Source organism: Nonomuraea sp. 3-1Str, assembly GCF_031570565.1.
Classification (GTDB): domain Bacteria; phylum Actinomycetota; class Actinomycetes; order Streptosporangiales; family Streptosporangiaceae; genus Nonomuraea.
Map to the genome: position 1 here is coordinate 190665 of NZ_JALHBK010000002.1, position 23974 is coordinate 214638.

Sequence of the window (23974 nt, forward strand, 5' to 3'; positions counted from 1 at the left end):
GAGCCTGGGCCCCGTCACGTACCGCCGCTCCGCCTGACCGGGCATAGCCCCGCCCACGAGGGTAGGGGCGCGGCCATGCGAGCTCATCTCTCCAGCGACGCCCCGCAGGCCGGGGACGGCGGGACCGTACGCGACAGGTGCGAGCGGGCGGCCCGCGAATCCCTCGGCCTGGCCGAGCTGCGGCCCGGCCAGCTCGAGGCCATGACGTCGCTGGCTGAGGGCCGCGACACGCTCGTCGTCATGCCCACCGGCAGCGGCAAGTCGGCCATCTACCAGGTGCCCGCGCTGCTGCTGCCCGGACCGACCCTGATCGTGTCGCCGCTCATCGCCCTCCAGCGCGACCAGGTGGAGGCGCTGCGCCGCCAGCGGCACGACGAGAAGGCGACCAGCGTGGACGCCGGCACGTCCGCGAGCAGGCGGGCGGCCACCTTCGAGTCGCTGCGCGCGGGGGAGACCGAGTTCCTGTTCTGCGCGCCCGAGCAGCTCACCCGGCCCGACGTGGTGCGCGAGCTGGCCGAGGCGAACATCTCGCTCATGGTCGTCGACGAGGCCCACTGCGTGTCGGCCTGGGGGCACGACTTCCGGCCCGACTACCTGCGGCTGGGCTCGGCCGCCGAGGCGATCGGCCGCCCGGTGATCGCGGCGCTCACGGCGACGGCCGCCCCGCCCGTCCGCGAGGAGATCGTCGAACGGCTCGGCATGCGGGACCCGCTACAGATCGTGCGCGGGTTCGACCGTCCCAACATCACCCTGTCGGTGCGCCGGGAGCTGGCCGACGCCACCGACGCGCTGGTCGCGGCGGTGCTGGAGCAGCCGCAGCCCGGCATCGTCTACACGGCGACGCGCCGGCGGACCTCCGAGCTGGCCGGCCGGCTGGCCGAGGCGGGCCTGCGGGCGGAGGCGTACCACGCGGGGCTGCGCCGGGGCGAGCGCGACGCGGTGCACGGCAGGTTCATGGCGGGCGAGCTGGACGTCGTGGTGTCGACCAGCGCGTTCGGCATGGGGATCGACAAGCCGGACGTCCGCTACGTCTTCCACAGCGAGATCCCCGGCTCCCTGGACGCCTACTACCAGGAGATCGGCCGCTCGGGCAGGGACGGCGACCCGGCGCGGGCGCTGCTGTTCTACCGGCCCGAGGACCTGGGCCTCCAGCGGTTCTTCACCGGCGCCCTCCCGGACGTCGAGGCGCTGGAACGCGTCGCCGAGGCCGTCGCGAAGTCCGATGCCGGATCCGGCGGGATCGAGCGCAAGGAGCTGCGCGAGCGGACCGAGCTGTCGCCCCGTCGCCTGACCACGCTGCTCGACCTGCTGCAACGCGCCGGGGCCGTCCGGCTGGGCACGCGCGGCATCATGCCGGTGCCCGGCGGGCCCGACCCCGGTCCCGCCGCCGCGCGGGCGCGGGAGCTGGCCGAGCGGCACCGCGAGATCGAGCGCACCCGGCACGAGATGATGCGCCGCTACGCCGAGACCCTGGACTGCCGCCGGCGGTTCCTGCTCGCGTACTTCGGCGAGGACCTGGGGGAGCCGTGCGGCAACTGCGACACCTGCCACGCGGGGACCGCCGGTGAGCCGGCGCGCGGCGACGGGCCGTTCCCGGTCCACGCGCAGGTGGAGCACGAGACGTGGGGGCCGGGGGAGGTCATCCGGCGCGACGAGGACCGGCTGACGGTGCTGTTCGAGGAGGCCGGGTACCGGGAGCTGCTGCTGGACGCCGTCGTGGACCAGGGCATCCTGCGCGAGACCGGCGCCTGATTCCGGGAGGCGGTGCGCGGCCGCCCGTCAGCCCACCGGGGCCAGGAGGTGGCGGCCGAGCCACTCGACGACCTTGCCGACGAAGGCCGCCCGGTTGGGCGGCCGCCGGATCTCGTGCCCCTCGTCCGGGAACAGCAGCTCCTCGCACACCACCCCGCGCGCCCGCGCCGCCTGGACGGCCTGCTGGGCCTGGTGCAGGGGCACGTTCGTGTCGTGGACCCCGTGGACGACGAGGAGCGGCGCCTCCAGCCGGTCGAAGTGCCGCAGCGGCGACAGGGCGCGCAGCAGGTCGCGGTCGGTCTCCGGGTGCCCGTACTCGCCGACCGCGGCGGCGGCGATCCACGGCTCGGTACGCGCATAGAAGCTCTCGAAGTCCGACATGCCGCACACGTCGATGCCCGTCCGGAAGAGTCCGGGATGGGTGACCAGCGCGGCCAGGGTCAGGTAGCCGCCGTACGACCATCCCATGCAGGCGATCCGGCGCGGGTCGGCGGCGCCCAGCCGGACGAGCTCGGTGGCGCAGTCGGCCACGTCGTCGATCGCGTGGAAGCGCAGCTCGCGGTCGTCGGCCTCGCGGAAGGCCCGGCCGTAGCCGGACGAGCCGCGCACGTTGGGGGCGAGCACGCCGATGCCCGAGGCGACGAGGTTGTGGTAGAGCGGGTTGAAGGCCGGCCGCTCCTGGTCCTCGGGGCCGCCGTGCAGGTGGACCAGGTACGGCGCGGGACCGTGGCCGTTCGGGGGACGGTACAGCCAGGCGGCCAGCTCCAGGCCGTCGCGGGCCCTGAGGCGGACCAGCTCGGCGTGCGGCGCCCCGGTCAGCCGCCCCGCGCCCGCCACCTGGTCGTACCGGCCGGTGGCGAGGTCGCACAGCAGCACGTGGGAGGGCTGGTCCGGCCCCTCGGCGGCCAGGACGGCCGTGCCGCCGTCGAGGCTGATCCGGATCGAGGTGACCACGTCGGCGGGCGGGGGAGGGAGCGGGCTCACGGCCCCTGTGCCGGTGTCCAGGACCTCCAGGGCGGAGCGGCCGTGCTCGTTCCACACGAGGACCGCGCGCCGCCCGTCGGCGCTCAGCGCGAACTGGTCCAGCTCGGCGTCCTCCCGCTGGGCCAGCACGTCGTGCGACCGCGCCTCAAGCTCGTCCCCCCGTACGAGCACCCGTTCGCCCCCACGCACCGCCAGCAGGGCGGCGCGGTCGCGGCCCGCGTCGGACAGCAGGTAGGCCGTCTCCCCGTCCGGTGACAGTATGCCGTAGTCGGTCGAGCCGGGCAGGCCGGCCAGCAGCGGCAGCTCGTCTCCCGCGCCGGGACCGCAGGCGGCCACCGACATGCGCCGCGCGCCCCTCGGCCCCCGGCGCAGCAGCAGCGTGGCATGGTCGCGGCTGACGGCGGCGGGCCGGAGCAACGGGCCGGCCGCGACGACCTGGCGGCCTCCGGTGGCGGCGTCCACGAGCACGGCCTCGGTCGACCCCGAGGCAGAGGTCTCGGTGACGAGCAGCACCTCGCCGCGTCCCGTCCACCGGACGAACGACGCCGATCCGCCGGGCGGCGCCGCCAGCGGGCGCAGGTCGCCGCCGTCCGGCCGTACGGTCCACACCTCGGTGTGCTCTCCGCCGCCGGGCGCGACGAGGACGGCCAGCCGCTCACCGGTCGGCGCCCAGGACACGTCGGCGACCGGCTCGGGGCCGGTGTCGACGGGCCGGGCGGGCGCGCCGTCCGGCGGGCCGGCGCCCGTGTCCTCCTCGCCGGCGGGCCACCCGTGCTCCGCGGCCGGCATGGCGTGCTCGGCGGGGCGCCCCGCGTCGGGCAGCGGCTGGATCCACACGCGGGGACGGCCGTCCCGGTCGCTGACGTACGCGACGGCCCCGTGGTCGGGGGACAGCGCCGGGGTCCGGCAGTTCCATGCGGTCAGGCTCTCGGGTGCGGGCAGCGGAACGGACAGAGCGGGGACGGACGGAGCGGGGGACGGGGCCATCAGACTCCCTGGGCCTGCAGCCACAGCTCCAGCAGCCCGAGCTGCCACAGGGTGTTGACGCCGGTCGTGGCGCGGTCGCGGTCGGGGTCGTCGAGCAGCGCCTTGACGTAGGCGGGCTGGAACAGGCCGCGCGAGCGGGCGGCCCGGCCGGTGAGCGCGTCGCGGACCATGTCCAGCACGGGCCCGTCGAGGTGGCGCACGGCGGGGACGGGGAAGTAGCCCTTCGGCCGGTCGATGATCTCGCTCGGCAGGAGCTTGCGGGCGGCGTCCTTGAGCACGCCCTTGCCGCCGTCGGCGAGCTTGAGCTCGGTGGGGCAGGCCGCGGCCAGCTCGACCAGCTCGTGGTCGAGGAACGGCGTGCGCGCCTCCAGGCCGTGGGCCATGGTCATGTTGTCCACCCGTTTGACGGGGTCGTCGACGAGCATGGCGGTCGTCTCCAGGCGCAGGACGGCGTCCAGCGCGGTGTCGGCGCCCGGCCTGGCCGTGTGGGCGTGCACGTACGCGCTGCTGGCGTCGTGGTCGAGCAGGTAGTCGGGGCTCACGATACCGGCGAGCGCCTCGTGCGGCCGGTCCGCGAACTCGGCGAGGTAGACCTCGGCGGCCCGCTTCCTGGGCACCCCCGCCAGCGGCTGGAACCAGCTGTAGCCGCCGAACACCTCGTCGGCCCCCTGCCCGGACTGCACCACCCTGACGTGCTGGGCGACCTCCTGCGACAGCAGGTGGAAGGCGACGCAGTCGTGGCTGACCATCGGCTCGCTCATCGAGCGCACCGCCTGCTCCAGCCCGGTCAGGAGGCGACTGTCCGGGATGCGGATGCGGTGGTGGTCCGTGCCGAAACGGCGTGCCATCAGGTCGGAGTACGCGAACTCGTCGCCGCGCTGGCCGCCCGCCGACTCGAAGCCGATGCTGAACGTGGCCAGGTCCGCCTGGCCCTCCTCGGCCAGCAGCGCGAGGATCAGACTGGAGTCCAGGCCGCCCGACAGCAGTACGCCGACCGGCACGTCCGCGACCATCCGGCGGCGCACGGCCGCGCGCAGCGCCTCCAGGACGGCGTGCCGCCACTCGTCGTCGGAGAGGCCGGCCCGCTCGGGCAGGGCCGACCGGGTGTGGGCGGGGTCCCAGTAGTGGCGGTCGGTGCTGGTGCCGTCGGCCTCGAAGGTGCGCACGGTGGCGGCGGGCAGCCTGCTGACGCCGTTGAGGATGGTCCGCTCGCCGGGCACCAGGGAGTGGAAGGTCATGTAGTGGTGCAGGGCGACCCGGTCGATCGTGGTGTCCACGTCGCCGCCGGCCAGCAGGGCGGGCAGGGTGGAGGCGAAGCGCAGGCGGTCGCCGGACCGGGAGAGGTACATCGGCTTGATGCCGAGCCGGTCGCGGCCCAGCGTGAGCCGTCCGGTGTCACGCTCGGCCACCGCGAAGGCGAACATGCCCTTGAAGTGGTCGACGCACTCGACGCCCCACCGGTGGAACGCCTTGACCAGCACCTCGGTGTCGGAGGTGGAGAAGAATCGGTACCCGGCGGCACGCAGCTCCTCGCGCAGCTCGCGGTAGTTGTACAGGCAGCCGTTGAACACCGCGGCGAGACCCAGCTCGCCGTCCACCATGGGCTGGGCGGCCTTGTCGGACAGGTCGATGATCTTGAGGCGGCGATGGCCGAGGGCGACGGGGCCGGTCGACCACAGTCCGGCTCCGTCGGGCCCCCGCTCGCGCATCGCCTCGGTCATCCGGTCCACGGCGCCCATGTCCGCCGCTTTCCCGTCGAAGCGTATTTCGCCGCTCAGCCCACACATGTGTCAGTCGCCTTCCGCATCTCGCACAGTCCCTCACGCGGCCCGTTTCTCCACGCGGCCGGCCTTCTCAGGCTTTTCCTGCCTTTTCAGGCTTTCTCAGGCGGCCGGTCGGTACGACGACGAGGCGTCGCCGCCCAGGGGCTCCCACCCGCCGGACCGCGTCTCGGCGAGGAGCATGTCCACCACGTCGCCCAGCAGCCCCCGCCGGGCGAACGCCTCCCGCTGCCGCGCGGCCGAGCTGCCCCTGGCCAGCGCGTCGCCGGCGAGTCCGGAGATCAGCTCCCAGTCGCCCGCCTCCTCCAGGTACGGCCGCAGGTCGTTCACCATCCGGGTGATCACCTCGGCGGCGGGCCGCGGGACGCCCTCCACCGGATCCACCAGCTCCCCTTCGAGCCCGGAGCGCGCCGCCTGCCACGTCGCCGCCCGCACGCCCTCCAGCGGCACCTCCAGGCCGGGGGAGCGCCGCACGGCCTCCAGCTCACGCGCCACCAGCGCCCGGAACAGCCCGGCGATCAGCACGATGTCGTCCACGCGCGGGCAGGAGTCGCAGACGCGCAGCTCCACGGTCGGGACGTGCGCCGACGGCCGGATGTCGAAGTAGATCATCCCGGGGTCGCTGATCACGCCGGACTGGATGAGGTCCTGGATCATCCGCTCGTAGTCGGCCACGGAGTCGTAGCGGGCCATCGGCCCGGCCGTGGGCCAGCGCTGCCACACCATGGTGCGGTAGCTGCCGTACCCCGTGTCGGCGCCCAGCCAGTACGGCGAGCTGGAGCTGAGCGCCAGCAGCGGCGGCGCCCACGGGGCCAGCCGGTGCGCGACCGCGAGGGCCAGCTCCCGGTCGGTGATCTCGGCGTGGACCTGGGTCCCGCAGATGAGCTGCTCGCGCGTGAGGAGCTGGTAGTCGTCCAGCATCTGCTCGTAGCGCGGGTCGGGCGAGACCTTCATCCGGTCGATGTCGGCCAGCGGCACGCTGCCGGCCGCCACGATGCCGAGCCCCAGGCTCTCCGCCCGCCGGACCACCATCGCGCGCATGCCGCCCAGGTCGCGCGCCAGGTCCTCCAGCCCCCGGAACGGCCTGCTGTTGGCCTCCAGCGTGGAGGACTGGAGCTCCTTGGTGAAGCAGTCGTCCGGCAGCATGTCGAGGAGCATCCCCGCCCTCGGCACCAGGTGACGGGTCCGCGTGTCGACGATGTGGAACTCCTCCTCGACGCCCAGCGTGATCGCGGAGCCGGTCACCAGGAACACCCCCAAGTCTCAGCGCTCGTCCGCATTGCGGTCACCTGCCCCAAAAATCGCCTTTAGCACCTCATGGGACTGATGCGATCTTTGTTGCGACCGTTACGGCGCGCCTCCAGGCCCGTCCGCAGCAGCGGCGCGTACGGGGATCGGACGCCTCAGCCGCCCGCCTTCGACACCGCGAACGCGAGCAGGAATCCGGCCAGGGTGATGAGCCCGGTCATCAGGTGCGCGTTGTCGAACGCCTCGGGGATCATGGTGTCGGCGATCATGGTGAGGATCGCGCCGCCGGCCAGGGCGATGATGCCCGCCAGAACGGCCACCGGCGCCTGCCCCAGCAGCGCGTACCCGGCCAGCGACGACAGGCCGCTGATGACGGCGATCCCGCTCCACAGCCCGAACACGTACGTCTTGGACCGCCCCGCGCCGCGCATGCCGGCCGCGCTGGACAGCCCCTCCGGCACGTTGCTGATGAAGACCGCCGCCACGGTCACCGCGCTCACCGCGCCCCCGCCGAGCAGGCTCGCGCCGATCACCACGGACTCCGGCACCCCGTCGAGCACCGCGCCGAGCGCGATCGCCGTCCCGGAGCCGCTCTGCTCCTGCTCGGAGGGTTGCCGGCCACCGGAGCGCTTGCGATGCCTGGCTCCGCGGCGGGCCAGCAGCACGTTGCAGGCGGTGTAGAGGACGGCGCCGATCACGGCGCCCACGACCGTGGGCGCCAGGCCCGCGCGCGCGTGCGCCTCGTCGATCAGCTCGAACGACACGGCGGACATCAGCACGCCGGCGCCGAACGCCATCACCGACGCGATCACCCGCTGCGGCAGCCGCACCGCGTAACCCACCAGCGCGCCCAGCACGAGCGCGAACCCCGCCAGCAGCCCCCACCCACCCGCCTGCAACCACTCCGGCATGACCAGGCGGGTTCCCGCACGACACCGCCCGCAAACGCCCGCCCGGGGGTCCTCCGGTCAGCCCGTGCATCCGCTCAGAAGCCGGCCTCCCACCGATCGGCGTGGCTCATCTCCGACAGGGCTCTGCCCACATGGCGCACGGTCCAGCCGCTTCCCGCCGTCTTCATGCCCTGCTCGACGTACCTGCGCACGTCCCACCCGTCCAGGGCGGCCAGTGAGTCCGTCATCCAGGTCGGCGAACACGTCGTCCCACCCGGTGACCTCGCCGATCGCGTCGGCGTAGGAGCGCGCGGCCGATCTGACGCGAGCGACCGACTCCGCGACGGCCTCGCTCGACGAGCCGTTCGGGGACGACAGGGCGGCGAGATCACGAAGCGCCTTCACCAACTCCTCGCAGGCGAGGCCGACATCAGCATGTTCCGGCACGGCACGAACCTACCGAGACTCCCGGACCGTTTCTTCGTAGATAATCCGCACCGGGACTGTTTAGGTAGGCTGGCGGCATGACAGCGATGGCTCCCACGCGCACCGAAACCGACCTGTCCTTCCTGCTCGACCACACGAGCCACGTGCTGCGGACCCGGATGGCCGCGGCCCTCGCCGAGATCGGCCTGACGGCGCGCATGCACTGCGTACTGGTGCACGCCCTGGAAGAGGAGCGGACCCAGATCCAGCTCGCCGAGCTGGGCGACATGGACAAGACCACGATGGTGGTGACCGTGGACGCGCTGGAGAAGGCCGGGTACGCCGAGCGCCGCCCGTCCAGCACGGACCGGCGGGCGCGCATCATCGCGGTCACGGAAGCGGGTGCCGCCATCGCCCGGCGCAGCCAGGAGCTCGTGGACGGCGTCCACCGGGCGAGCCTCCAATCGCTGCCCGACGACGAGCGCGAGGTCCTGGTACGCGCCCTGAACCGGCTGGTCAGCGGGCATCTCGCCACCCCCGCCGAAGGCCCCCAGCCGACGCGCCGGGCTCGGGAGCGCGCAGTTTAGATCCGAAGAGGATCGTCTATTACGAAACCATCTGTTATGGTCTCTCCTGTCGAGCTCAACGACGGGAGAGAACATGTCGTACGTGGGAAACTCGCGCTGGACAGCACTGGGCGTGCTGTCCGCGACGGGACTGATGACGATCCTTGACGGCAGCATCGTGACGGTCGCGATGCCGGTCATCCAGGAGGACCTGGGCTTCTCGCCCGCCGGGCTGAGCTGGATCATCAATGCCTACCTGATCCCCTTCGGCGGATTGCTGCTCCTGGCGGGCAGGCTGGGTGACCTGATCGGGCGCCGGACGATGTTCCTCGCCGGGAACGCGATCTTCACGGCCGCCTCCCTGCTGGCGGGCGCGGCCACCGGTCCCGGCCTGCTGATCGCCGCCCGGTTCCTCCAGGGCGTCGGGAGCGCGCTGGCCTCCGCCGTGGTCCTGGGCATCCTGGTGACGCTGTTCACCGATCCCGGCGAACGGGGCAAGGCGATCGCGATCTTCAGCTTCACCGGGGCGGCGGGCGCGTCGATCGGCCAGGTCCTGGGCGGCGTACTCACCGACGCCCTGAGCTGGCCCTGGATCTTCTTCATCAACGTGCCGATCGGAGTGGCCACCGTCGGGCTCGCGCTGCGGGCCCTGCCCGCCGATCGCGGGATCGGCCTGGCCGCCGGCGCGGACGTGGCCGGCGCCGTGCTCGTGACCACCGGACTCATGCTCGGCATCTACACGGTGGTCAAGGTCGAGGAGTACGGCTGGCTGGCCGCCCACACGCTCGGCCTCGGCGCGGTGTCGCTGGCCCTGCTGGCCGGCTTCGTCGTACGGCAGGCCACCGCCAAGGCGCCGCTCATGCCGCTGCGAATCCTGCGCTCGCGCAACGTGGCCGGCGCGAACCTCGCCCAGATGCTGGCCCTGTCCGGCATGTTCGCCTTCCAGGTCCTCGTCGCCCTCTACATGCAGCGGGTCCTCGGCTACGGCGCGCTGGACACCGGCCTCGCCATGCTCCCGGCCGCGGTCGGCATCGGCTCGATCTCCCTGTTCGTCTCGGCCCGGCTCAACGCCCGCTTCGGCGCCCGCGCCGTCCTGCTGGCCGGCCTGGTGCTGCTCTTCGCGGCGATGCTCGTGCTCACCCGGGTCACGGTGGACGCCGGGTACGTCACGCACCTGCTCCCTCCGATGCTGCTGATCTCGGGCGGCGGCCTGGTGCTACCGGCCCTGGCCACGCTGGCCATGTCGGGGGCGCGGGAGAGCGACGCGGGCCTCGCCTCCGGGCTGTTCAACACCACCCAGCAGGTCGGCATGGCCATCGGCGTCGCCCTGCTGTCCACGATGGCCGCCTCCCGGACCGGGGAGCTCCTGGCCACCGGCGCCGGCCAGGCCGCCGCGCTGACCGGCGGTTACCGGCTCGCGTTCACCATCTCCGCCGGGCTGCTGCTCGCGGCGTTCGCCGTGGCACTCCTGGTCATGCGCCGGCCCACCCCGGCCACCGCCGACCGGCCGGCTCCGGAGGCGGCGGCGGCCCCTGTGGCCTCCTGAAACGTCGGCCTTCCGCCCGGCGCGCCCGAAGCGCGCGCCGGGCGTTTCGGCGTGAGGCCATGAGGCTCTACGAGATCGCCTGCCGCTCAGGAGTGCTGGGCGTACTCACCGGGGACGCTCCTGTCGCGGCTTACGAGGTCAGCTGCTCACGTGCGTTGTGATCAGAGTTGGTCGGTCCAACGCCATGGTCGGGGCGGCTGATCTCGGCCCACACCGCATCGAGGGAGAGGCCGAGGACATCGGCGATCGCCGCGATCGTCGGGAAGGCGGGGGTCGCCACGCGGCCCGACTCGATCTTCCGGAGGGTCTCCGGTGAGACATGTGCGTCGAGCGCGGTCTCCAGCATCGAGCGCTCTCCCCTGGCCCGACGTAGGAGGGCGCCGAGGCGCTGTCCGCGCTCGACCTCTGCGGGCGTGAGGGGCAACCTGACCATGACTCTGATGATAGTACCGGTATAGTTTGGCCGGGATAGTTATTGGTCGCGTGAGGAAGGCGCCGAATGATCGAGATTTTGAACCCCACCGAGCTGCCTCGAGCAAGAGAGGCGGGCGCCCTGGTCGCCGACATCCTGCAGACGCTGAAGAGCCGTAGCACGATCGGCACGAACCTCCTGGACATCGACCGGTGGGCCGAAAACATGATCGTCGAGGCGGGAGCGCTGTCCTGTTACGTCGACTACGAGCCGTCCTTCGGACGCGGCCCGTTCGGCCACTACATCTGCACGGCCGTCAACGACGCCGTGCTCCACGGACGGCCGTACGACTACCCGCTTGCCGACGGCGATCTGCTGACACTCGACCTCGCCGTCTCCAAGGGCGGAGTCGCCGCGGACGCTGCCATCAGCTTCATCGTGGGCGACGCGAAGCCCCAGGAGAGCGTCGCGCTGATCAGTGCGACCGAACGCGCGCTGGCCGCGGGGATCGCCGCCGCCGGGCCAGGGGCCCGGACCGGCGACATCTCCCATGCCATCGGCACGGTCCTCAGCGAGGCGGGGTACTCGATCAACACCGAGTTCGGAGGTCACGGCATCGGATCAACGATGCACCAGGACCCGCACGTTTCGAACACCGGACGGCCCGGCCGTGGATACAAACTGCGCCCTGGGCTGCTGCTGGCACTGGAGCCGTGGGTCATGGCGGACACCGCCGAGCTCGTCACCGATGCCGACGGGTGGACGCTCCGGAGTGCGACAGGCTGCCGGACGGCACACAGCGAGCACACGATCGCCATCACCGACGACGGAGCCGAGATCCTCACCTTGCCCAAGCAGGCGCAGCCGTGAAGTGGGAGCCCCCGCTTCCGGGCAACCCCTCATGACCGCGTTCGCGCTTGCCCCTCCACCAGGGCGGCGAACCCGTCGAGATGGCATGCCAGGCCGTACTCGAACAGCCCGTCCAGGTCCGACACCGTTTCCCCGGAGATCGTAGCCAGCAGCGGAAATCGTCCGCTTTCGAGGAGCTCGTCGGCCCGGTTCCGCTGTGCCAGCCACCACCCGTCGAGCGTCACCCCGGTCTCCTGCTCCGCCTCGACCTCGTCCGCCATGGACAGCGCCACGGTGAGGACCAGTGCGTGCAACGTGAGTGCCTCGCGAATCCGGGTCGCCATGGGCAGCCCCAGCCCGTCGAGTGCGCGCAGGGTCCACTCGGTGTGCGCCATCATGCTGGGCACGAGCGACGGGCGGGTGAACGAGACGGCCCTGGGCAGCCAGAGGTGTCGCCGGCACAACTCCCATTGCCGGCGGGAGATCAGTTCGAGCTTGGCCCGCCACCCCTCCGGTCCCGGAACGGGCAGCTCCGCCGCGCCGAAGGCTTCGTCGACCATCTGCGTCACCAGCTCGTCCTTGTTCGCCACATGCCGGTACAACGACATGGGAGCGACGCCGAGCTCGGCCGACAGGCGCCGCATGGACACGGCGTCGAGCCCCTCGACGTCGGCGATCGCGATGGCGGCGCGGAGAACCTGCTCCCGGTTCAGCGCCTGCTTGGGGACGCCGGCCGGCCGCGGTCTCGGCGACGTGGCCGCGCCGGGCGGCTGCTCCTGACCCGCGCGGGCGCTGACCACGGTGCCGGAACCGACCTTCGCCTCGATCAGGCCCTCGTCGCGGAGAGTCGCCATCACCCTGGTCGCGGTGGCGACCGCCACCCCCCATCGCTGGGCGATCTGCCGGATGGAAGGCATCCGATCGCCGGGCCGCAGGTCGCCGGACAGGATCCGGGCACGTATCTCCGCGACGATCCGCCGGTACGGCGGATCCGGTCGCTGCGTTGACGACGGCATGGGCCCCCGATCCTTGGGCTGCTGAAGTGTACTAGTTCATTTCTATCGCACTAGTGCACTTCTTCTGCCTGAATGGCGCAAGAAAGCCCACGTGGAGCCAGCTCTCTATACCCTGTACCCATGACAGTGAATACGCCGTACGCACCCGTACGGCAGGCGGATGGGACAGAGCGGCAGGCGGTGGTGGACGTCCTCACCGAGGCGTTCATGAGCGATCCGGTCGTCTGCTGGATCTTCCCCGAGGCCGGTGAACGAGGTCGTCTCCAGCCGTTCTTCTACGGGTCCCTGGTCACCCGTCCCGCCGGGGAGGCGTACCTGGTCGGCCGTCCCGAAGGTGCGTCGGTGTGGCTGACGCTGGCCGCCGGCCAGACGCCCTATGAACAGCTTCCGGAGGCGGCCCTGGGCGCGGTCTTCGGTGAGAACGGCGCCCGGTTGGCCGCTCTCGGTCAGGCGCTGGCACAGCGGCACCCCGACCGCGAACCGCACGTCTACCTCCCCTGCATGGGAGTGGTCAGCGGGCGGCAGGGCGCCGGACTCGGCTCGGCCATGCTGCGGCACCGGCTGGCGCGAGCGGACGCCGACGGGCTCCCGGCGTATCTGGAGGCGAGTTCGCCGCGGAGCCGTGCCCTCTACCTGCGGCACGGGTTCGAGGACCTCGGCGAACCGGTCCGCGTGGCAGACAGCCCGCTCCTGTGGCCGATGTGGCGCCCACCGCACCGCTGACCACCGACTCCCACCACCCGTCCCACCCGTCCGACGGACACAAGGAAAGCGAACGTCAATGACAACGAACCATGAAGCCGACGCCCGCGACGCCGACCGGCGCCCGCCGACCCTGGTGTTCATCCACGGCACCAACTCCTCCTCCGCCTGGGCATCGGGGCTGACCAGCGAGCTCACCCTGCGCGGGCACCGGTGCGTGGCCGTCGACCTACCCGGACACGGCCGCGAGGCGTTCTACCCCCGTTCGTACCAGGCCCCGCAGGACCTCGACGCGCTGGCCACCGAGCCGTCGCCGCTCGCCAAGATCACCATCGACGACTACGTCGAGCGCGTCGTGGAGGTGGTTCGCCGCGCCCGCCGCCACGGGCCGGTGATCCTGGTCGGCATGAGCCAGGGCGGCGTCACCGTGAGCAGAGTCGGCAACGCCATCCCCGAGTTGCTCGACCGGGTGGTCTACGTCGCGGCGTACTGCTGCGTCGACCTGCCGAACATGGTCGCCTACCTCGAAACCCCGGAGAACAGCGAGAGCCTGATTCCCCAGATCAGCGCCGCGATGGTCGCCGATCCAGCGGTGCTGGGGGTGACCCGGGTCAACTGGCGCTCGGCCGACCCGGCGGTGTTCGGAGCCGTCAAGAACGCCCTTGCCGCAGACTTCACCGACGAAGGGGTGAGCCGCCTGCTCAACCTGCTGGAGCCGGACGAGACCGCCGGCATTCCCCTGGCCGAAGCCCGCGGCGAAGCGCACACCTGGGGGCGGATCCCGCGGACGTACGTGCGCTTCACCCTTGACCGGTTGATCCCACCGGCGCTGCAGGACCGATTCATCGCAGAGGCCGACCGCCTCACCCCGGACAACCTGACGGACGTCCGCAGCGTCGCGGCACCTCATGTGGGCCCGTTCGACCGGCCCGAACTGGTGGACATCTTCGCCGAACTCGCGACCCGCTGACCCGACGGGGGCGCGCTGACGTCGGTTGTGGTGCCGGCCCCGTGACGGCGCACGTGCACCGCCCGGGACCGTCCACGCCCGGGATCGCCGGCACACCCCCTGAAGATCCGCGGCCTGCCGGCTACTGGTTCAGCGCCGCCACCACTTCGACGATCTCAGGATTGTCGGACTGGAGCCGGCCGGCCCAGCCCGCGTTCTCCAGCGGGTAGTGATTCATCAGCAGCAGTGTCTCGTCGGTGTTGGCGATGCCCTGGTAGGCAACCGCGATCGCGGCGAGGACCTTCTCCGCCATGGTCCTCTTGACGTCGAGGTCGGAGAGCTCGGGGGCCTCCAGGAAGCAGAGCGGCTTGATGGGCTCCGCATTGATACGCCCGTCCTGGGCGACATTCTCCGGCGAGTATTCGCGTAGCCAGATCCGGACGTCAGGAATGGGATAAGCAGCCTCGATGGCCGAGTTGATCTCTGTCATCATCTTCCGCTTGGCGTGGTCGCTGATGCCGATGGGAGCTTCGATCAGGAGCTGCGGCACGGTGGGTCTCCTCTTCGTACATCGCTGGATGGTGTCCCGATGAGCACGCTAGCAGCACTGGTTGTTTTTTCCTACCGTTAAGTTGCAATGTCCAACGTAGCGATCGATCGGGGTCGGTGCGGACGACGCGCCGCGCCGATCCCGAGGAGGCCGGTCCCCCCTCTGTGCCCGCGCGCCGATTCCTCCGGCGTATCCCTGTGGTCTGCATTGGCGCCGGCTCGCGTCGGCAGCCAGCTGTTCACAATGAAGGGAGTGTTGACGTGGCCAAGGTCAGGCTGGGGTACAAGGCCTCCGCCGAGCAGTTCGGGCCCCGGGAACTGCTCGATTACGCCGTGCTCGCCGAGCAGCAGGGGTTCGACTCGGTGTTCGTCTCCGACCACTTCCAGCCATGGCGCCACGATGACGGCCATTCCCCGTTCGCGCTGAGCTGGCTGGCGGCGCTCGGCGCCCGCACCGACTCCATCACGATCGGCACCTCAGTGCTGACTCCCACGTTCCGCTACCACCCGGCGGTCGTGGCGCAGGCGTTCGGCACGCTGGGTCTGCTCTTCCCCGGCCGGGTCGTACTCGGCCTCGGGAGCGGGGAGGCGCTCAACGAAGCGCCGCTGGGCATGGACTGGCCCGAACCCAAGGAGCGGTTCGCTCGCCTTCGTGAGGCCGTTCAGCTGATCCGGCAGCTGTGGGTGCGTGAACGGGTGACGTTCGAGGGCGACTACTTCACCACGAAGCGAGCCACCATCTACGACCAGCCCGAGGAGCCGGTGCCGATCTGGCTCGCCGCCTCGGGCCCGGCCGCCACTCGTTTCGCCGGCCGCATCGGTGACGGATGGATCACCACGTCCGGCAAGGACGGCGCGCTGTACACCGACACGCTGGTCCCTGCCGTAGCCGAGGGCGCCGCCTCCGTGGGCCGGTCTCTCGACGACATCGAGCGCATGATCGAGGTCAAGGTCTCCTTCGCCACCAGCCTCGAAGAGGCGATGCAGGCCACCCGCTTCTGGGGCGCCCTGGGGCTGTCTCCGGAGCAGAAGACCGGCGTCGAGGATCCCCAGGTGATGCAACGCCTTGCCGACGGTCTCGATGTGCGGCAGACGGCCAGGCGGTTCATCGTCTCGACCGACCCCGAGGAGCATGTCGAGAAGATCAGGGCCTATCTCGACCTCGGGTTCACCCACCTGGTCTTCCACGCCCCCGGCCCAGACCAGGCCCGATTCCTCAAGCTGTACGGCGAGGAGATCCTTCCCCGCCTGCGAGCGGCCTGATCTCGTCGCGGCACGCCAGGACCTCGCGCGGCATCCGTACCTGAGACGTATCTCGCAATGACCTTTGGAGGATGAGATGAGTTCAGATCTTCACGAGCACGTGACACCGGGCGACGGCGCCTCGTCGGCGCAGGACGGGGAACGGGCCGTGCTCGCCTTGTTCGACGCGACGTCGAGTGCGTGGAGCGACGGTGACGGCGGCGCGTTCGCCGACCGGTATGCCGAGGACGCCACGGTGATCCTGCCCGGAGTCCACCTGCGGGGCAGAGCCGAGATCCGGACGAGCATGGGCGGGGCATTCGCCGGACCGCTGAAGGGCTCACGGCGCATCCACCTGCCGCAGAGCGTGCGGTTCCTCGCCGAGGACGTCGCGGTCGTGGTCACCCGGAGCGCCACCGCGTTCCCGGGCGAGGCCGAGCCTCCGTCCGACCGGTGGGAGCTGGCGACCTGGGCCCTCACACGACGCGATGGCAGATGGCTCGTCGAGACCTACCACAGTTGCCCCGCAGGCTGACTGAGGACGACGTTCCAAGCCCCCGACGGCAGTACTCGTCGCCCCACCAGGCCGCGTCGGCGCTGCCGCCGGCGGCGGCCGCCATCCGCCCGCCGAGGAGGCGCCTGACCATGGACATCTGGGCGAACGCCATCACCGCGATCACGCTCTTCGTCGAAGACCTCGCAGCCGCCAAGACGTTCTACATGGACGTGTTCCGACTGCCCGTCCACTATGAGGACCCCGACAGCGTGGTGTTCCGCATCGGATCCACGCTCGTCAACCTGCTGTCCGTCGCAGAGGCTCCGGGCCTGGTCACACCGGCCGGAGTGGGCACATCGGGCGGCGGCGCCCGGGCCGTCCTCACGATCACCGTCGATGACGTCGACGCCGTGGCCGCGGATGTCGTCTCACGTGGCGCCGTGCTGCTGAACGGCCCCGTCAACCGCCCATGGGGAGTCCGTACGGCGAGCTTCAGGGACCCTGCCGGCCACGTCTGGGAGATCGCCGGCGAACTCACCGCCGCCGACTGAACGCCCGTCTATCTGAACGCCCGTCTATCTGAACGCCCGTCTGTCGACGTCACCCTTCCAGGTGGGCAGGCGCGCTCAATCGCGATCGGCGAGCGGGGCCGGCTCGGGCAGCGGGAACAGTCCGAGGAACCGCTCGACCAAGTGCACCGGGCCGTCGACCACGAGGCCACCCGTCTTCAGCGCGTCGGCGACGGGGAGGCCCCCGTGCAGCAGCGCGGCCAGTGTGCCGGGATCGGTCTCCATGGTCACGTCCGCGTTGTCCGCCTCTCCGCGGGCGAGGTCAAGCCGACCATCGGCGATCTCGATGCGGAACTGCTGCTCATCGAGCCTGAGGACGAAGACCGCAGTCAATCCCGTGGCGGCCTGGGGGTCGAACAACGCCCTGAAGGACACGACCAGGGAGTCGATCCCGATCTCGGCATCGTGCGGCAGCGTCGGCGAACGGCTGGCCCAGCGGCCGAGCTGGATGACGATCGACTCGAGCTGCATGCCCCATGCGGTCAGCTCGTACACCCACGAACTCGCCGGGGCGGGAAGCTTGCGCCGCTGCACGACGCCGGACGCGGTCAGGTCACGCAGCCGCTGCGTCAGAACGTCCGCGCTGACGCCCGGTATGCCGGCACGGAGGTCGGTGAAGCGTTTGGGGCCAAGGAGCAGCTCGCGTACGACGAGCAGCATCCACCGCTCCCCGACCAGGTCGAGGCCGTGCGCCACCGCACATCCGTCGTCGTACTTGCGCTTGCCCACCATGCCGGAGAGCCTAGCAGGCATGGTAGGAAAGCACATTTTAATAGTTGTTATTACTGACTATCAAGTTCTGTTTCTCTACTGAACCGACAGGGCGGAGGTGATTGCCGGTCTTCCCGGTGAAGACCGACGGGCCACTCAGAGCTCCAGCAGGATCTCCGCGAGCCTCGCCGACTGCGAGACGAAGGGTGAGTGGCTGGTCGGCAATGTTCGCACGTCGGTCGGATTGTCGGGGACGTACTCGTCGGCGGCGAAGGTCGCCTTGACGCGGGCGCGGTACTCCGGGTCGCCGGACCGGAAGTCCATGCGCAGTGCGCCGGTGACGGCCGGGTCGGCGAGCAGGACAGACGGGATCAATCCGGTGGAGAACTCCGGCGCGTCCATGTAGTCACCGAACGACGTACCGTCGGCCGTCATCCAGGCGGACAGGTAGACCAGACGACCGATGAGTTCGGGGACAGCCTCGCCCACCTGGTTGAGCACGAGCCCGGCCATGCTGTGCCCGAGCAGGATGATCCGGCGGTCGGGCATGCGTTCGGCGAGCCGCCGGACGGTGCCGGTGACCTGGTCGCGGTAGTCCCGCAGGGTCATGTGCGCGACGGGGGAAGGCTCGGTCGCGAACGCCTGCGGGTTCAGGGGTCTTGTGGTGTACGAGCGGGGAAGTCGTGCCCCCAACCCGTGTCCGGGCAGGTCCCGGGCGATGACACGATGGCCCTCCTGGACCAGGAGCGATGCCAGCCGCTCGAACGCCCAGGCACCGTGCGCGCCACCGTGGACGAGCACGAATATCTTCCTGTCCGGGTCTGCGAGAGCTGTCCGCTCTGTACGGAGATTCACTGATGTCTCCGGGTTGCTCAGGCGGGGGTGACGGCGTAGTCGGTGGCGCCACGGAAGACGTCGGCGTATCGACGGGCGAACTGCGCGAAGGTGGTCGGTTCGACTCCGAAGCGCTCATGGGTGGTCAGGTCGACGCTCGAGCGGCCCAGCCGGCTGCGCTCCTGGAAGAGCTGCGCGAACGCGCCGGCACGCGGCGGCGGATACCCGGCCGCCAGCCAGGCCCGCTGCTTCTCCTCCGAGGTCACGTCGCGGTAGCGGACCGGCTTGCCGATGGCCTCGGAGATATGGCCGGCGATGTCGGTCATGGTCAAGGCCTCGGGACCGGTCATGGGATAGGTCGTGCCTTCGTGGCCGGGCGTGGTGAGCACGGCGTAGGAGATCTTGGCGATGTCGTCGATGTCGATCGGTGCCATCGTCGTGTCCCCGAGCGGCAGGCGAAGCTCGCCGGAACCGGCGATGTCCGGCACCTCCTCGAAGTACACGTGCATGAACTGGCTCGGCCGCAGCAGTGTCCACGGCATGCCGGAGGCGACAAGGTAGCGCAGGATCTGCTCGTGGCTCCGGGTGGAACGGAACTTCTCATTGTCGAACCCGTCGACCGAGTCCTTGCCGGAGAACTTCACGATGTGACCGACACCCGCCTTGATCGCGGCGTCGATGAACGTGCACTGCGTCTCCAGCAGCTCCGGGCCGGCGCCGCTGATCATCAGCACCCGGTCCACCCCGGCCAGCGCGGACTCCAGCGTCTCGGGCCAGAGCATGTCACCGTGCACCACGTCGACGCCCGGCAGTGCCCGCAGATCCTTCGCCTTCTTCGGGTCCCGCACAAGTGCGCGGACCGGTGTGCCGCGTCGTGCGAACTCACGGACGGTGGCCGATCCGGGACGTCCGTTCGCTCCTGTGATGAGAATCATCGTTCCTTCTTCCGTTCGGGGAATGCCAAAAGGTTACACATAAGTACTTCTTAGTACAATAACGATACTAACAATGCCCGTATCGGAACGAGCCCTCGGTTAGACTCGGTGGTGTGTCAAGCACGCGAACCTACGGCGACGCCTGCGCCGCCGCACACGCCCTCGACCTGGTCGGCGAGCGTTGGGCGCTCCTGGTCGTACGCGAGCTGCTTCTCGGTCCGAAGCGCTTCAGCGACCTGCGGAGCGGACTGCCGAACGTCGGCCCGAACCGCCTGTCGCAGCGGTTGAGCGAGCTCGAACAGTCCGGCATCGTGCGTCGGCGCAAGCTCGGACCACCCGCCCGGTCCTGGGTGTACGAGCTGACCGACTGGGGGCGACAGCTTCAACCGGTTCTCGTCCACCTCGGCCGTTGGGGCCGGCTCTCACCGTTTCGCGACCTCGACGCGGACATCAGCGTCGACGCCCTCATGCTGGCGCTCCAGGGGGACTTCGACCCGGAGGCGAGCCGCGGCCTGTCAGCGACCTACACACTGATCTTCGGCGACGACCACGTCACCGTACGTGTCACCGCGGACGCCATCGCCATCACCCGCGGCGACCTCGACGCCCCCGACGCCACCATCGCCACCGACCCCAGGACGTTCGCCACCGTACTGACCCGGAAGCGTGACCTGCAGGACGCCGTACACGCCGGAGACATCGCCGTGTCCGGCGACGTCAGCGCGATCGAACGTCTGCTCGAGGTCTTTCCCCGCCCGGAGACGGCCGAGAAGCCACCGGAATAGCCGAGGCCACCAGCCTGCCCACGCGGCTCCTCGTCGCGCGCGGGACGGACGGCTTCTCTCATGTCAGCACGCCACCAATGCTGGGCCGGCTCGACCACCACGCCGACCTGCCGGCGCACGATGCCGAGTGACGCCCGCTGTTCATGACCGCGTCTCGGCCTCCGCGTCGGGCTTGTCCTCGGCTCGTGGCACACCGGCGATCAGGACGAGCGCAGCGACAACGCCGTAGAGCGGGAGCACGAGCCCAGGCCCCTGCGAACCGTCAGGGCAATAGGCCGATCCGGCCACGCCGCCTCCCACGATCCCCGGCCATCTCAGACTGACGATCATCGTTGCGCCGCCGGAAAGCCTGCTTGCCTTCGAGCGCGCTCGAATGTCTATCTTCGGCGTCATGACGACGACAAACGGGACCAAGACCTGGATCATCACCGGTGCGAGCTCCGGGCTCGGCCTGGCGTTGGCCGAGGCGGCGCTGGCCGCGGGCGAGCAGGTGCTGGGCACGGCGCGGGGGATCGGCCGGTTCGACGCGCTCCGGGCTCAGTACGGTGACCGGCTGCTGCCGGTCGAGCACGACGTGCGCGACACGGACGCGGCCGCGGCGGTCGTACGGCGCGCGCTCGACGCATTCGGGCACGTCGACGTACTCGTCAACAATGCCGGAGCCGGGCAGGTGGGCGCCGCGGAGGAGGTCACGGACGCGCAGTTGCGCGACATGCTCGCGCAGCACCTCTTTGGACCGGCCGCCTACGTGCGCGCGGTGCTGCCGCACATGCGTGCGCGTCGTTCCGGTGCGATCGTGCAGATGAGCAGCCAGGGCGGGCGGATGTCCTTCCCCGCCGTCGGCAGCTACTCGGCCGGCAAGTTCGCGCTCGAAGGCTGGTCGGAGGCGCTGGCGGGCGAGGTCGCGCCGTTCGGCGTCCGCGTCCTCATCGCCGAGCCCAGCCGCTTCCGCACCGCCTTCAATTCCGCCGAGGTACTCAACACCGTGGACCAGAGCCCGATCTACGACGAGGTGCTCGGCGCCGTCCGCGCGAACATGGCCGAGGCCGACGGCATCCAGGAGGGCGACCCGGCGCGCGCCGCCTCGGTCATCCGGGACATGCTCGACACGCCCGACGCGCCGCTCAGACTTCCGCTCGGCGCCGAGGCCGTGCGCAATCTCACCCGCAGCTACAGGAACGCGCTCAGCGACGTCGAGAAGTGGGCGTCTGTAAGCCAGACGGCCGACTTTCCCGGCATGCCGCCGGCGCTACGCGCGTTCTGAGCTCCGTACCCTGTCGAACATGGCCACCGAAGACCTGATCGAGCGCATCCTCGCCGCCGGCGACGAACCGTCCGCGTCGGTCATCGATACGCTGCACGAACTCCTCGACGACACCACGATCGAGACCTCGGCGGCACCCAAGAGTGTCGCCGAGGCCGCCCGCCTGATCGGCCTGTCTCCCCACACCCTGCGCTACTACGAGCAGGAGGGACTCGTACGGCCGGCACGCAACGCCTCCGGTTACCGCGAATACTCGGCGTTCGACCTGCGCCGCCTCATCTTCCTCACCCGGATGCGGCTGTCGGGAATGACCATGCAGGATCTCAAGCGCTACATCGCCCTCGTCGAGGAGGGCCCGAGCACCATCCCGGAACGCCGGCGCATCATGCTCGACCAGCGCGACCGCATCGTGCGGCAGATCCGCGAGCTCACTCTCGCCCTGGAGACGACCGAATACAAGATCCGCGTCTACGGTGGGCACCCAGAAGGCTGACCGGCGGCCGGGGTGACCGCGCCACAAGCCCTGACGAGAGTTCACAGGCGCTCCTGGACGAGTAAGTCCGCCGGCCGCGTTCGGCTCCGTCCGGAAGCTGCTACGCCCGCGGGTCGAGGAAGACCCTGCCGATCGGGCGGTCCTCGACGACCCGGCGCTGCGCCTCGGCGGCCTGCTCCAGCGGATAGACGCGGTCCGTCGCCGGCCGGAGGGTGCCTTCGGCCAGGTGCCCGAGCAAGGTGCCGTAGGTGTCGGCGAGTTCCTGCTGGGTGAACGCGGTGAACAGGAAGCCCTCAAGCCGCGCGGTTTTCCAGATCAGGTCGGTGACGTCGATGGCCGCCTTGGTGCCGGCGGTGTATCCGATGCTGACCACGACCCCGCCCTGGCGCAGCGCAGCGAGCGCCTGACCGGTGAGCTCGCCGCCGAGGCTGTCGAGGACCACGTCCACCCCCGCGCCGTCGGTCAGCCGGGCGACACCCGCGGCCAGGGTTTCGGTCTCGAGGTCGATGACGGCGAGACCGCTGGTCTGCGGGATCGCGGCGAGACGGTCGGCGCCGCGGGACGTGGAGATGACCCTGGAGGCGCCGAGGATCGGGGCCACCTGGGCTGCGGCCGAGGCCACCGCACCGTACATGCCGGGTGCCAATACGACCTGTCCCGGTTGGACGCGGGTGACCCTGGTGAGCGCCAGCCACGCGGTCAGATATCCGGCGCCGGCCGCCAGGGCCGCGGCGTCATCGTCACCGACGTGGTCGGGGATGGGCACGAGGTGGTCGGCCGGGACGGCCGCTTCTTCACGCCACATGCCGTCGAATTTCGTGCCATAGCCCCAGCCGCACAACAGGACGCGCGTCCCGGGCGCATGTTCGGAGGCGCCGGGGTCAATGACCCGGCCCACGGCGCTGGCGCCGGGAACCAGTGGCAGCGGTTTGCGCATCCGCGGGGGCAGCACGCCGTTGCGGACCTTGTCGTCGAGCGGGCTCACCCCGGCACGGGTGATCTGGATCAGCACCTCGGCGTCGTCGGGCACCGGCCGCGGCACCTGGTCGATCCGCAGGTTCCCGACGCCGCCGAACTGGTGGAAGCGTACGGCGCGCATCATGCCAGCCGCTGCGCGTTGAGCCAGACGGTGCCCGGGTTGACGCGCTCCGGATAGCGCCGGGTCATCTCGTCGAAGAACGTACGGGGAGTCGGCTTGGTAGCGATCACCTTGAGGGCGGTGCGCAGGTATTCGGCGGTCTCGTCGAGGATGCCCGGATCGTCCGGACGAGCGGGATCCTTGTGCCCGGCCACCACCGCTGCCGGCCGCAGGGCGCGCACCGTTTCGATGGCCTGGAGCCAGGCGTCGATGCCGCCGTCGAACCCGCCGTCGGCGAGGTACTGGTGCACGTTGTTGTACGCGACGTCGCCGGCGACGACGAGGCCGAGCGCCGGCACGTGCAGCACAGTGGAGTCGTCGCCGTCACTGTGGCCGACCTCGACCGGATGCAGCCGGTGCCCTTCGAGCACCAGCCCTCCGGCCGGCACCGGCTGGGCGGTCACACGCAGGTCGGGGAGCTGTCCGGGAAACAACGTCTCCCAGAACGATCGGCGCCGCCCGCTGACCGAGGCGTGCATCATCCGGATCGTGCCCTCGGTGGCGACGACCACCGCTCCGGGAAAGCGCTCGACCAGCAGGGACGCGCCGAACCAGTGATCGCCGTGGCCATGGGTGACATAGATGTGGGTCAACCGCTTGCCGGAGCGATCGATCCAGTCGCCGACCTGCCGGGTCTGCTCGACGGTGAACGGCGGGTCGACGAGGACCGCGTCGCTCGTGCCGTGGATGAGGGTCGTCGAAAGCGGCGACCACTGCTGGGGCGCACCGGTGGGAAGCGTCCCGCTCGTGGGGATCTGCCGGGAAACCCACACCTCGTACGATAGCTCGGCGGTTCTGCTCACGTCGGGCATGCTCGCTCCTTGTCGATGGACTACTATCAACAAGTAAG

The 23974-nt window shown here is 70.7% G+C and carries 25 protein-coding genes; 12 read left to right on the forward strand and 13 right to left on the reverse strand.

The window, feature by feature from the left end; all coding sequences use genetic code 11:
- Positions 1-75 precede the first annotated feature (75 nt).
- Positions 76-1752, forward strand: coding sequence for a RecQ family ATP-dependent DNA helicase (locus MTP10_RS04600; RefSeq protein WP_310707726.1), 1677 nt, complete (start codon positions 76-78; stop codon positions 1750-1752).
- Between the two features lie 27 nt (positions 1753-1779).
- On the opposite strand, the gene MTP10_RS04605 is transcribed toward MTP10_RS04600, so the two are convergent.
- The 5 genes from MTP10_RS04605 to MTP10_RS04625 all read right to left on the reverse strand — a co-directional run bounded on the left by MTP10_RS04605 (position 1780) and on the right by MTP10_RS04625 (position 7890).
- Positions 1780-3723, reverse strand: a complete 1944-nt coding sequence (locus MTP10_RS04605; protein WP_310707727.1) for a prolyl oligopeptidase family serine peptidase — start codon at positions 3721-3723, stop codon at positions 1780-1782.
- Entirely contained in the window at positions 3723-5510 is a 1788-nt protein-coding gene (locus MTP10_RS04610; RefSeq protein WP_310707728.1) for an N-acetylglutaminylglutamine amidotransferase, read from the reverse strand. Before MTP10_RS04610 ends, MTP10_RS04605 begins: the two co-directional genes overlap by 1 nt.
- Before the next feature lie 96 nt (positions 5511-5606).
- Complete coding sequence (locus MTP10_RS04615; protein WP_310707729.1) at positions 5607-6749, reverse strand: glutamate--cysteine ligase; 1143 nt, start codon at positions 6747-6749, stop codon at positions 5607-5609.
- Positions 6750-6907: 158 nt separating this feature from the next.
- Positions 6908-7663, reverse strand: a complete 756-nt coding sequence (locus MTP10_RS04620) for a ZIP family zinc transporter (protein ID WP_310707730.1) — start codon at positions 7661-7663, stop codon at positions 6908-6910.
- Positions 7664-7737: 74 nt separating this feature from the next.
- Positions 7738-7890 carry a hypothetical protein gene (locus tag MTP10_RS04625; protein WP_310707731.1) on the reverse strand — a complete coding sequence of 51 codons (153 nt, stop codon included), beginning with the start codon at positions 7888-7890 and terminating at the stop codon, positions 7738-7740.
- Between the two features lie 276 nt (positions 7891-8166).
- Between MTP10_RS04625 and MTP10_RS04630 the strand changes: the two genes are divergently transcribed.
- Positions 8167-8655 carry a MarR family transcriptional regulator gene (locus MTP10_RS04630; protein WP_310707732.1) on the forward strand — a complete coding sequence of 163 codons (489 nt, stop codon included), beginning with the start codon at positions 8167-8169 and terminating at the stop codon, positions 8653-8655.
- 73 nt (positions 8656-8728) lie between these two features.
- Positions 8729-10180, forward strand: a complete 1452-nt coding sequence (locus tag MTP10_RS04635) for an MFS transporter (RefSeq protein ID WP_310707733.1) — start codon at positions 8729-8731, stop codon at positions 10178-10180.
- Positions 10181-10310: 130 nt separating this feature from the next.
- Here MTP10_RS04635 and MTP10_RS04640 read toward each other — a convergent pair whose 3' ends face one another.
- Complete coding sequence (locus MTP10_RS04640; protein WP_310707734.1) at positions 10311-10613, reverse strand: helix-turn-helix transcriptional regulator; 303 nt, start codon at positions 10611-10613, stop codon at positions 10311-10313.
- 66 nt (positions 10614-10679) lie between these two features.
- Between MTP10_RS04640 and map the strand changes: the two genes are divergently transcribed.
- Entirely contained in the window at positions 10680-11462 is a 783-nt protein-coding gene (gene map / locus MTP10_RS04645) for a type I methionyl aminopeptidase (protein WP_310707735.1), read from the forward strand.
- Between the two features lie 29 nt (positions 11463-11491).
- On the opposite strand, the gene MTP10_RS04650 is transcribed toward map, so the two are convergent.
- Positions 11492-12457, reverse strand: a complete 966-nt coding sequence (locus MTP10_RS04650) for a TetR/AcrR family transcriptional regulator C-terminal domain-containing protein (protein ID WP_310707736.1) — start codon at positions 12455-12457, stop codon at positions 11492-11494.
- A gap of 120 nt (positions 12458-12577) precedes the next feature.
- On the opposite strand from MTP10_RS04650, the gene MTP10_RS04655 reads away from it, so the two are divergent.
- Both MTP10_RS04655 and MTP10_RS04660 read left to right on the forward strand, forming a co-directional pair.
- Positions 12578-13180, forward strand: coding sequence for a GNAT family N-acetyltransferase (locus MTP10_RS04655; protein ID WP_310707737.1), 603 nt, complete (start codon positions 12578-12580; stop codon positions 13178-13180).
- A gap of 58 nt (positions 13181-13238) precedes the next feature.
- Positions 13239-14129, forward strand: a complete 891-nt coding sequence (locus tag MTP10_RS04660) for an alpha/beta hydrolase (RefSeq protein ID WP_310707738.1) — start codon at positions 13239-13241, stop codon at positions 14127-14129.
- Between the two features lie 121 nt (positions 14130-14250).
- Here MTP10_RS04660 and MTP10_RS04665 read toward each other — a convergent pair whose 3' ends face one another.
- The gene (locus MTP10_RS04665; protein WP_310707739.1) at positions 14251-14658 is read right to left on the reverse strand and encodes a hypothetical protein; all 408 of its coding nucleotides are present in this window, start codon (positions 14656-14658) and stop codon (positions 14251-14253) included.
- Between the two features lie 260 nt (positions 14659-14918).
- On the opposite strand from MTP10_RS04665, the gene fgd reads away from it, so the two are divergent.
- The 3 genes from fgd (at position 14919) to MTP10_RS04680 (ending at position 16946) form a co-directional block, all read left to right on the forward strand.
- Complete coding sequence (fgd, locus tag MTP10_RS04670; protein WP_310707740.1) at positions 14919-15920, forward strand: glucose-6-phosphate dehydrogenase (coenzyme-F420); 1002 nt, start codon at positions 14919-14921, stop codon at positions 15918-15920.
- Positions 15921-15996: 76 nt separating this feature from the next.
- Positions 15997-16434 (forward strand): SgcJ/EcaC family oxidoreductase, encoded by a 438-nt coding sequence (locus tag MTP10_RS04675; protein ID WP_310707741.1) that lies wholly within the window; start codon positions 15997-15999, stop codon positions 16432-16434.
- 110 nt (positions 16435-16544) lie between these two features.
- The gene (locus tag MTP10_RS04680; protein ID WP_310707742.1) at positions 16545-16946 is read left to right on the forward strand and encodes a VOC family protein; all 402 of its coding nucleotides are present in this window, start codon (positions 16545-16547) and stop codon (positions 16944-16946) included.
- 75 nt (positions 16947-17021) lie between these two features.
- Here the strand turns inward: MTP10_RS04680 and MTP10_RS04685 are convergent, their stop codons facing one another.
- The 3 genes from MTP10_RS04685 to MTP10_RS04695 form a co-directional block, all read right to left on the reverse strand.
- Positions 17022-17717, reverse strand: coding sequence for a winged helix-turn-helix transcriptional regulator (locus tag MTP10_RS04685; protein ID WP_310707743.1), 696 nt, complete (start codon positions 17715-17717; stop codon positions 17022-17024).
- A gap of 114 nt (positions 17718-17831) precedes the next feature.
- Positions 17832-18530 carry an alpha/beta fold hydrolase gene (locus tag MTP10_RS04690; RefSeq protein WP_310707744.1) on the reverse strand — a complete coding sequence of 233 codons (699 nt, stop codon included), beginning with the start codon at positions 18528-18530 and terminating at the stop codon, positions 17832-17834.
- 17 nt (positions 18531-18547) lie between these two features.
- Positions 18548-19444 (reverse strand): SDR family oxidoreductase, encoded by an 897-nt coding sequence (locus MTP10_RS04695; protein WP_310707745.1) that lies wholly within the window; start codon positions 19442-19444, stop codon positions 18548-18550.
- A gap of 113 nt (positions 19445-19557) precedes the next feature.
- Between MTP10_RS04695 and MTP10_RS04700 the strand changes: the two genes are divergently transcribed.
- The 3 genes from MTP10_RS04700 to MTP10_RS04710 all read left to right on the forward strand — a co-directional run bounded on the left by MTP10_RS04700 (position 19558) and on the right by MTP10_RS04710 (position 21986).
- Complete coding sequence (locus MTP10_RS04700) at positions 19558-20229, forward strand: winged helix-turn-helix transcriptional regulator (RefSeq protein ID WP_310707746.1); 672 nt, start codon at positions 19558-19560, stop codon at positions 20227-20229.
- Positions 20230-20620: 391 nt separating this feature from the next.
- Positions 20621-21493 carry an SDR family NAD(P)-dependent oxidoreductase gene (locus tag MTP10_RS04705; protein WP_310707747.1) on the forward strand — a complete coding sequence of 291 codons (873 nt, stop codon included), beginning with the start codon at positions 20621-20623 and terminating at the stop codon, positions 21491-21493.
- 19 nt (positions 21494-21512) lie between these two features.
- A complete protein-coding gene (locus tag MTP10_RS04710; RefSeq protein ID WP_310707748.1) occupies positions 21513-21986 on the forward strand; it encodes a MerR family transcriptional regulator in 474 nt (157 codons plus the stop codon).
- A gap of 100 nt (positions 21987-22086) precedes the next feature.
- Here the strand turns inward: MTP10_RS04710 and MTP10_RS04715 are convergent, their stop codons facing one another.
- Positions 22087-23088 (reverse strand): zinc-binding alcohol dehydrogenase family protein, encoded by a 1002-nt coding sequence (locus MTP10_RS04715; RefSeq protein WP_310707749.1) that lies wholly within the window; start codon positions 23086-23088, stop codon positions 22087-22089.
- Positions 23085-23936: an MBL fold metallo-hydrolase gene (locus MTP10_RS04720; RefSeq protein WP_310707750.1), complete on the reverse strand. Its 852-nt coding sequence runs from the start codon at positions 23934-23936 to the stop codon at positions 23085-23087. The genes MTP10_RS04715 and MTP10_RS04720 overlap by 4 nt, the downstream gene beginning before the upstream one ends.
- Positions 23937-23974: the final 38 nt, after the last annotated feature.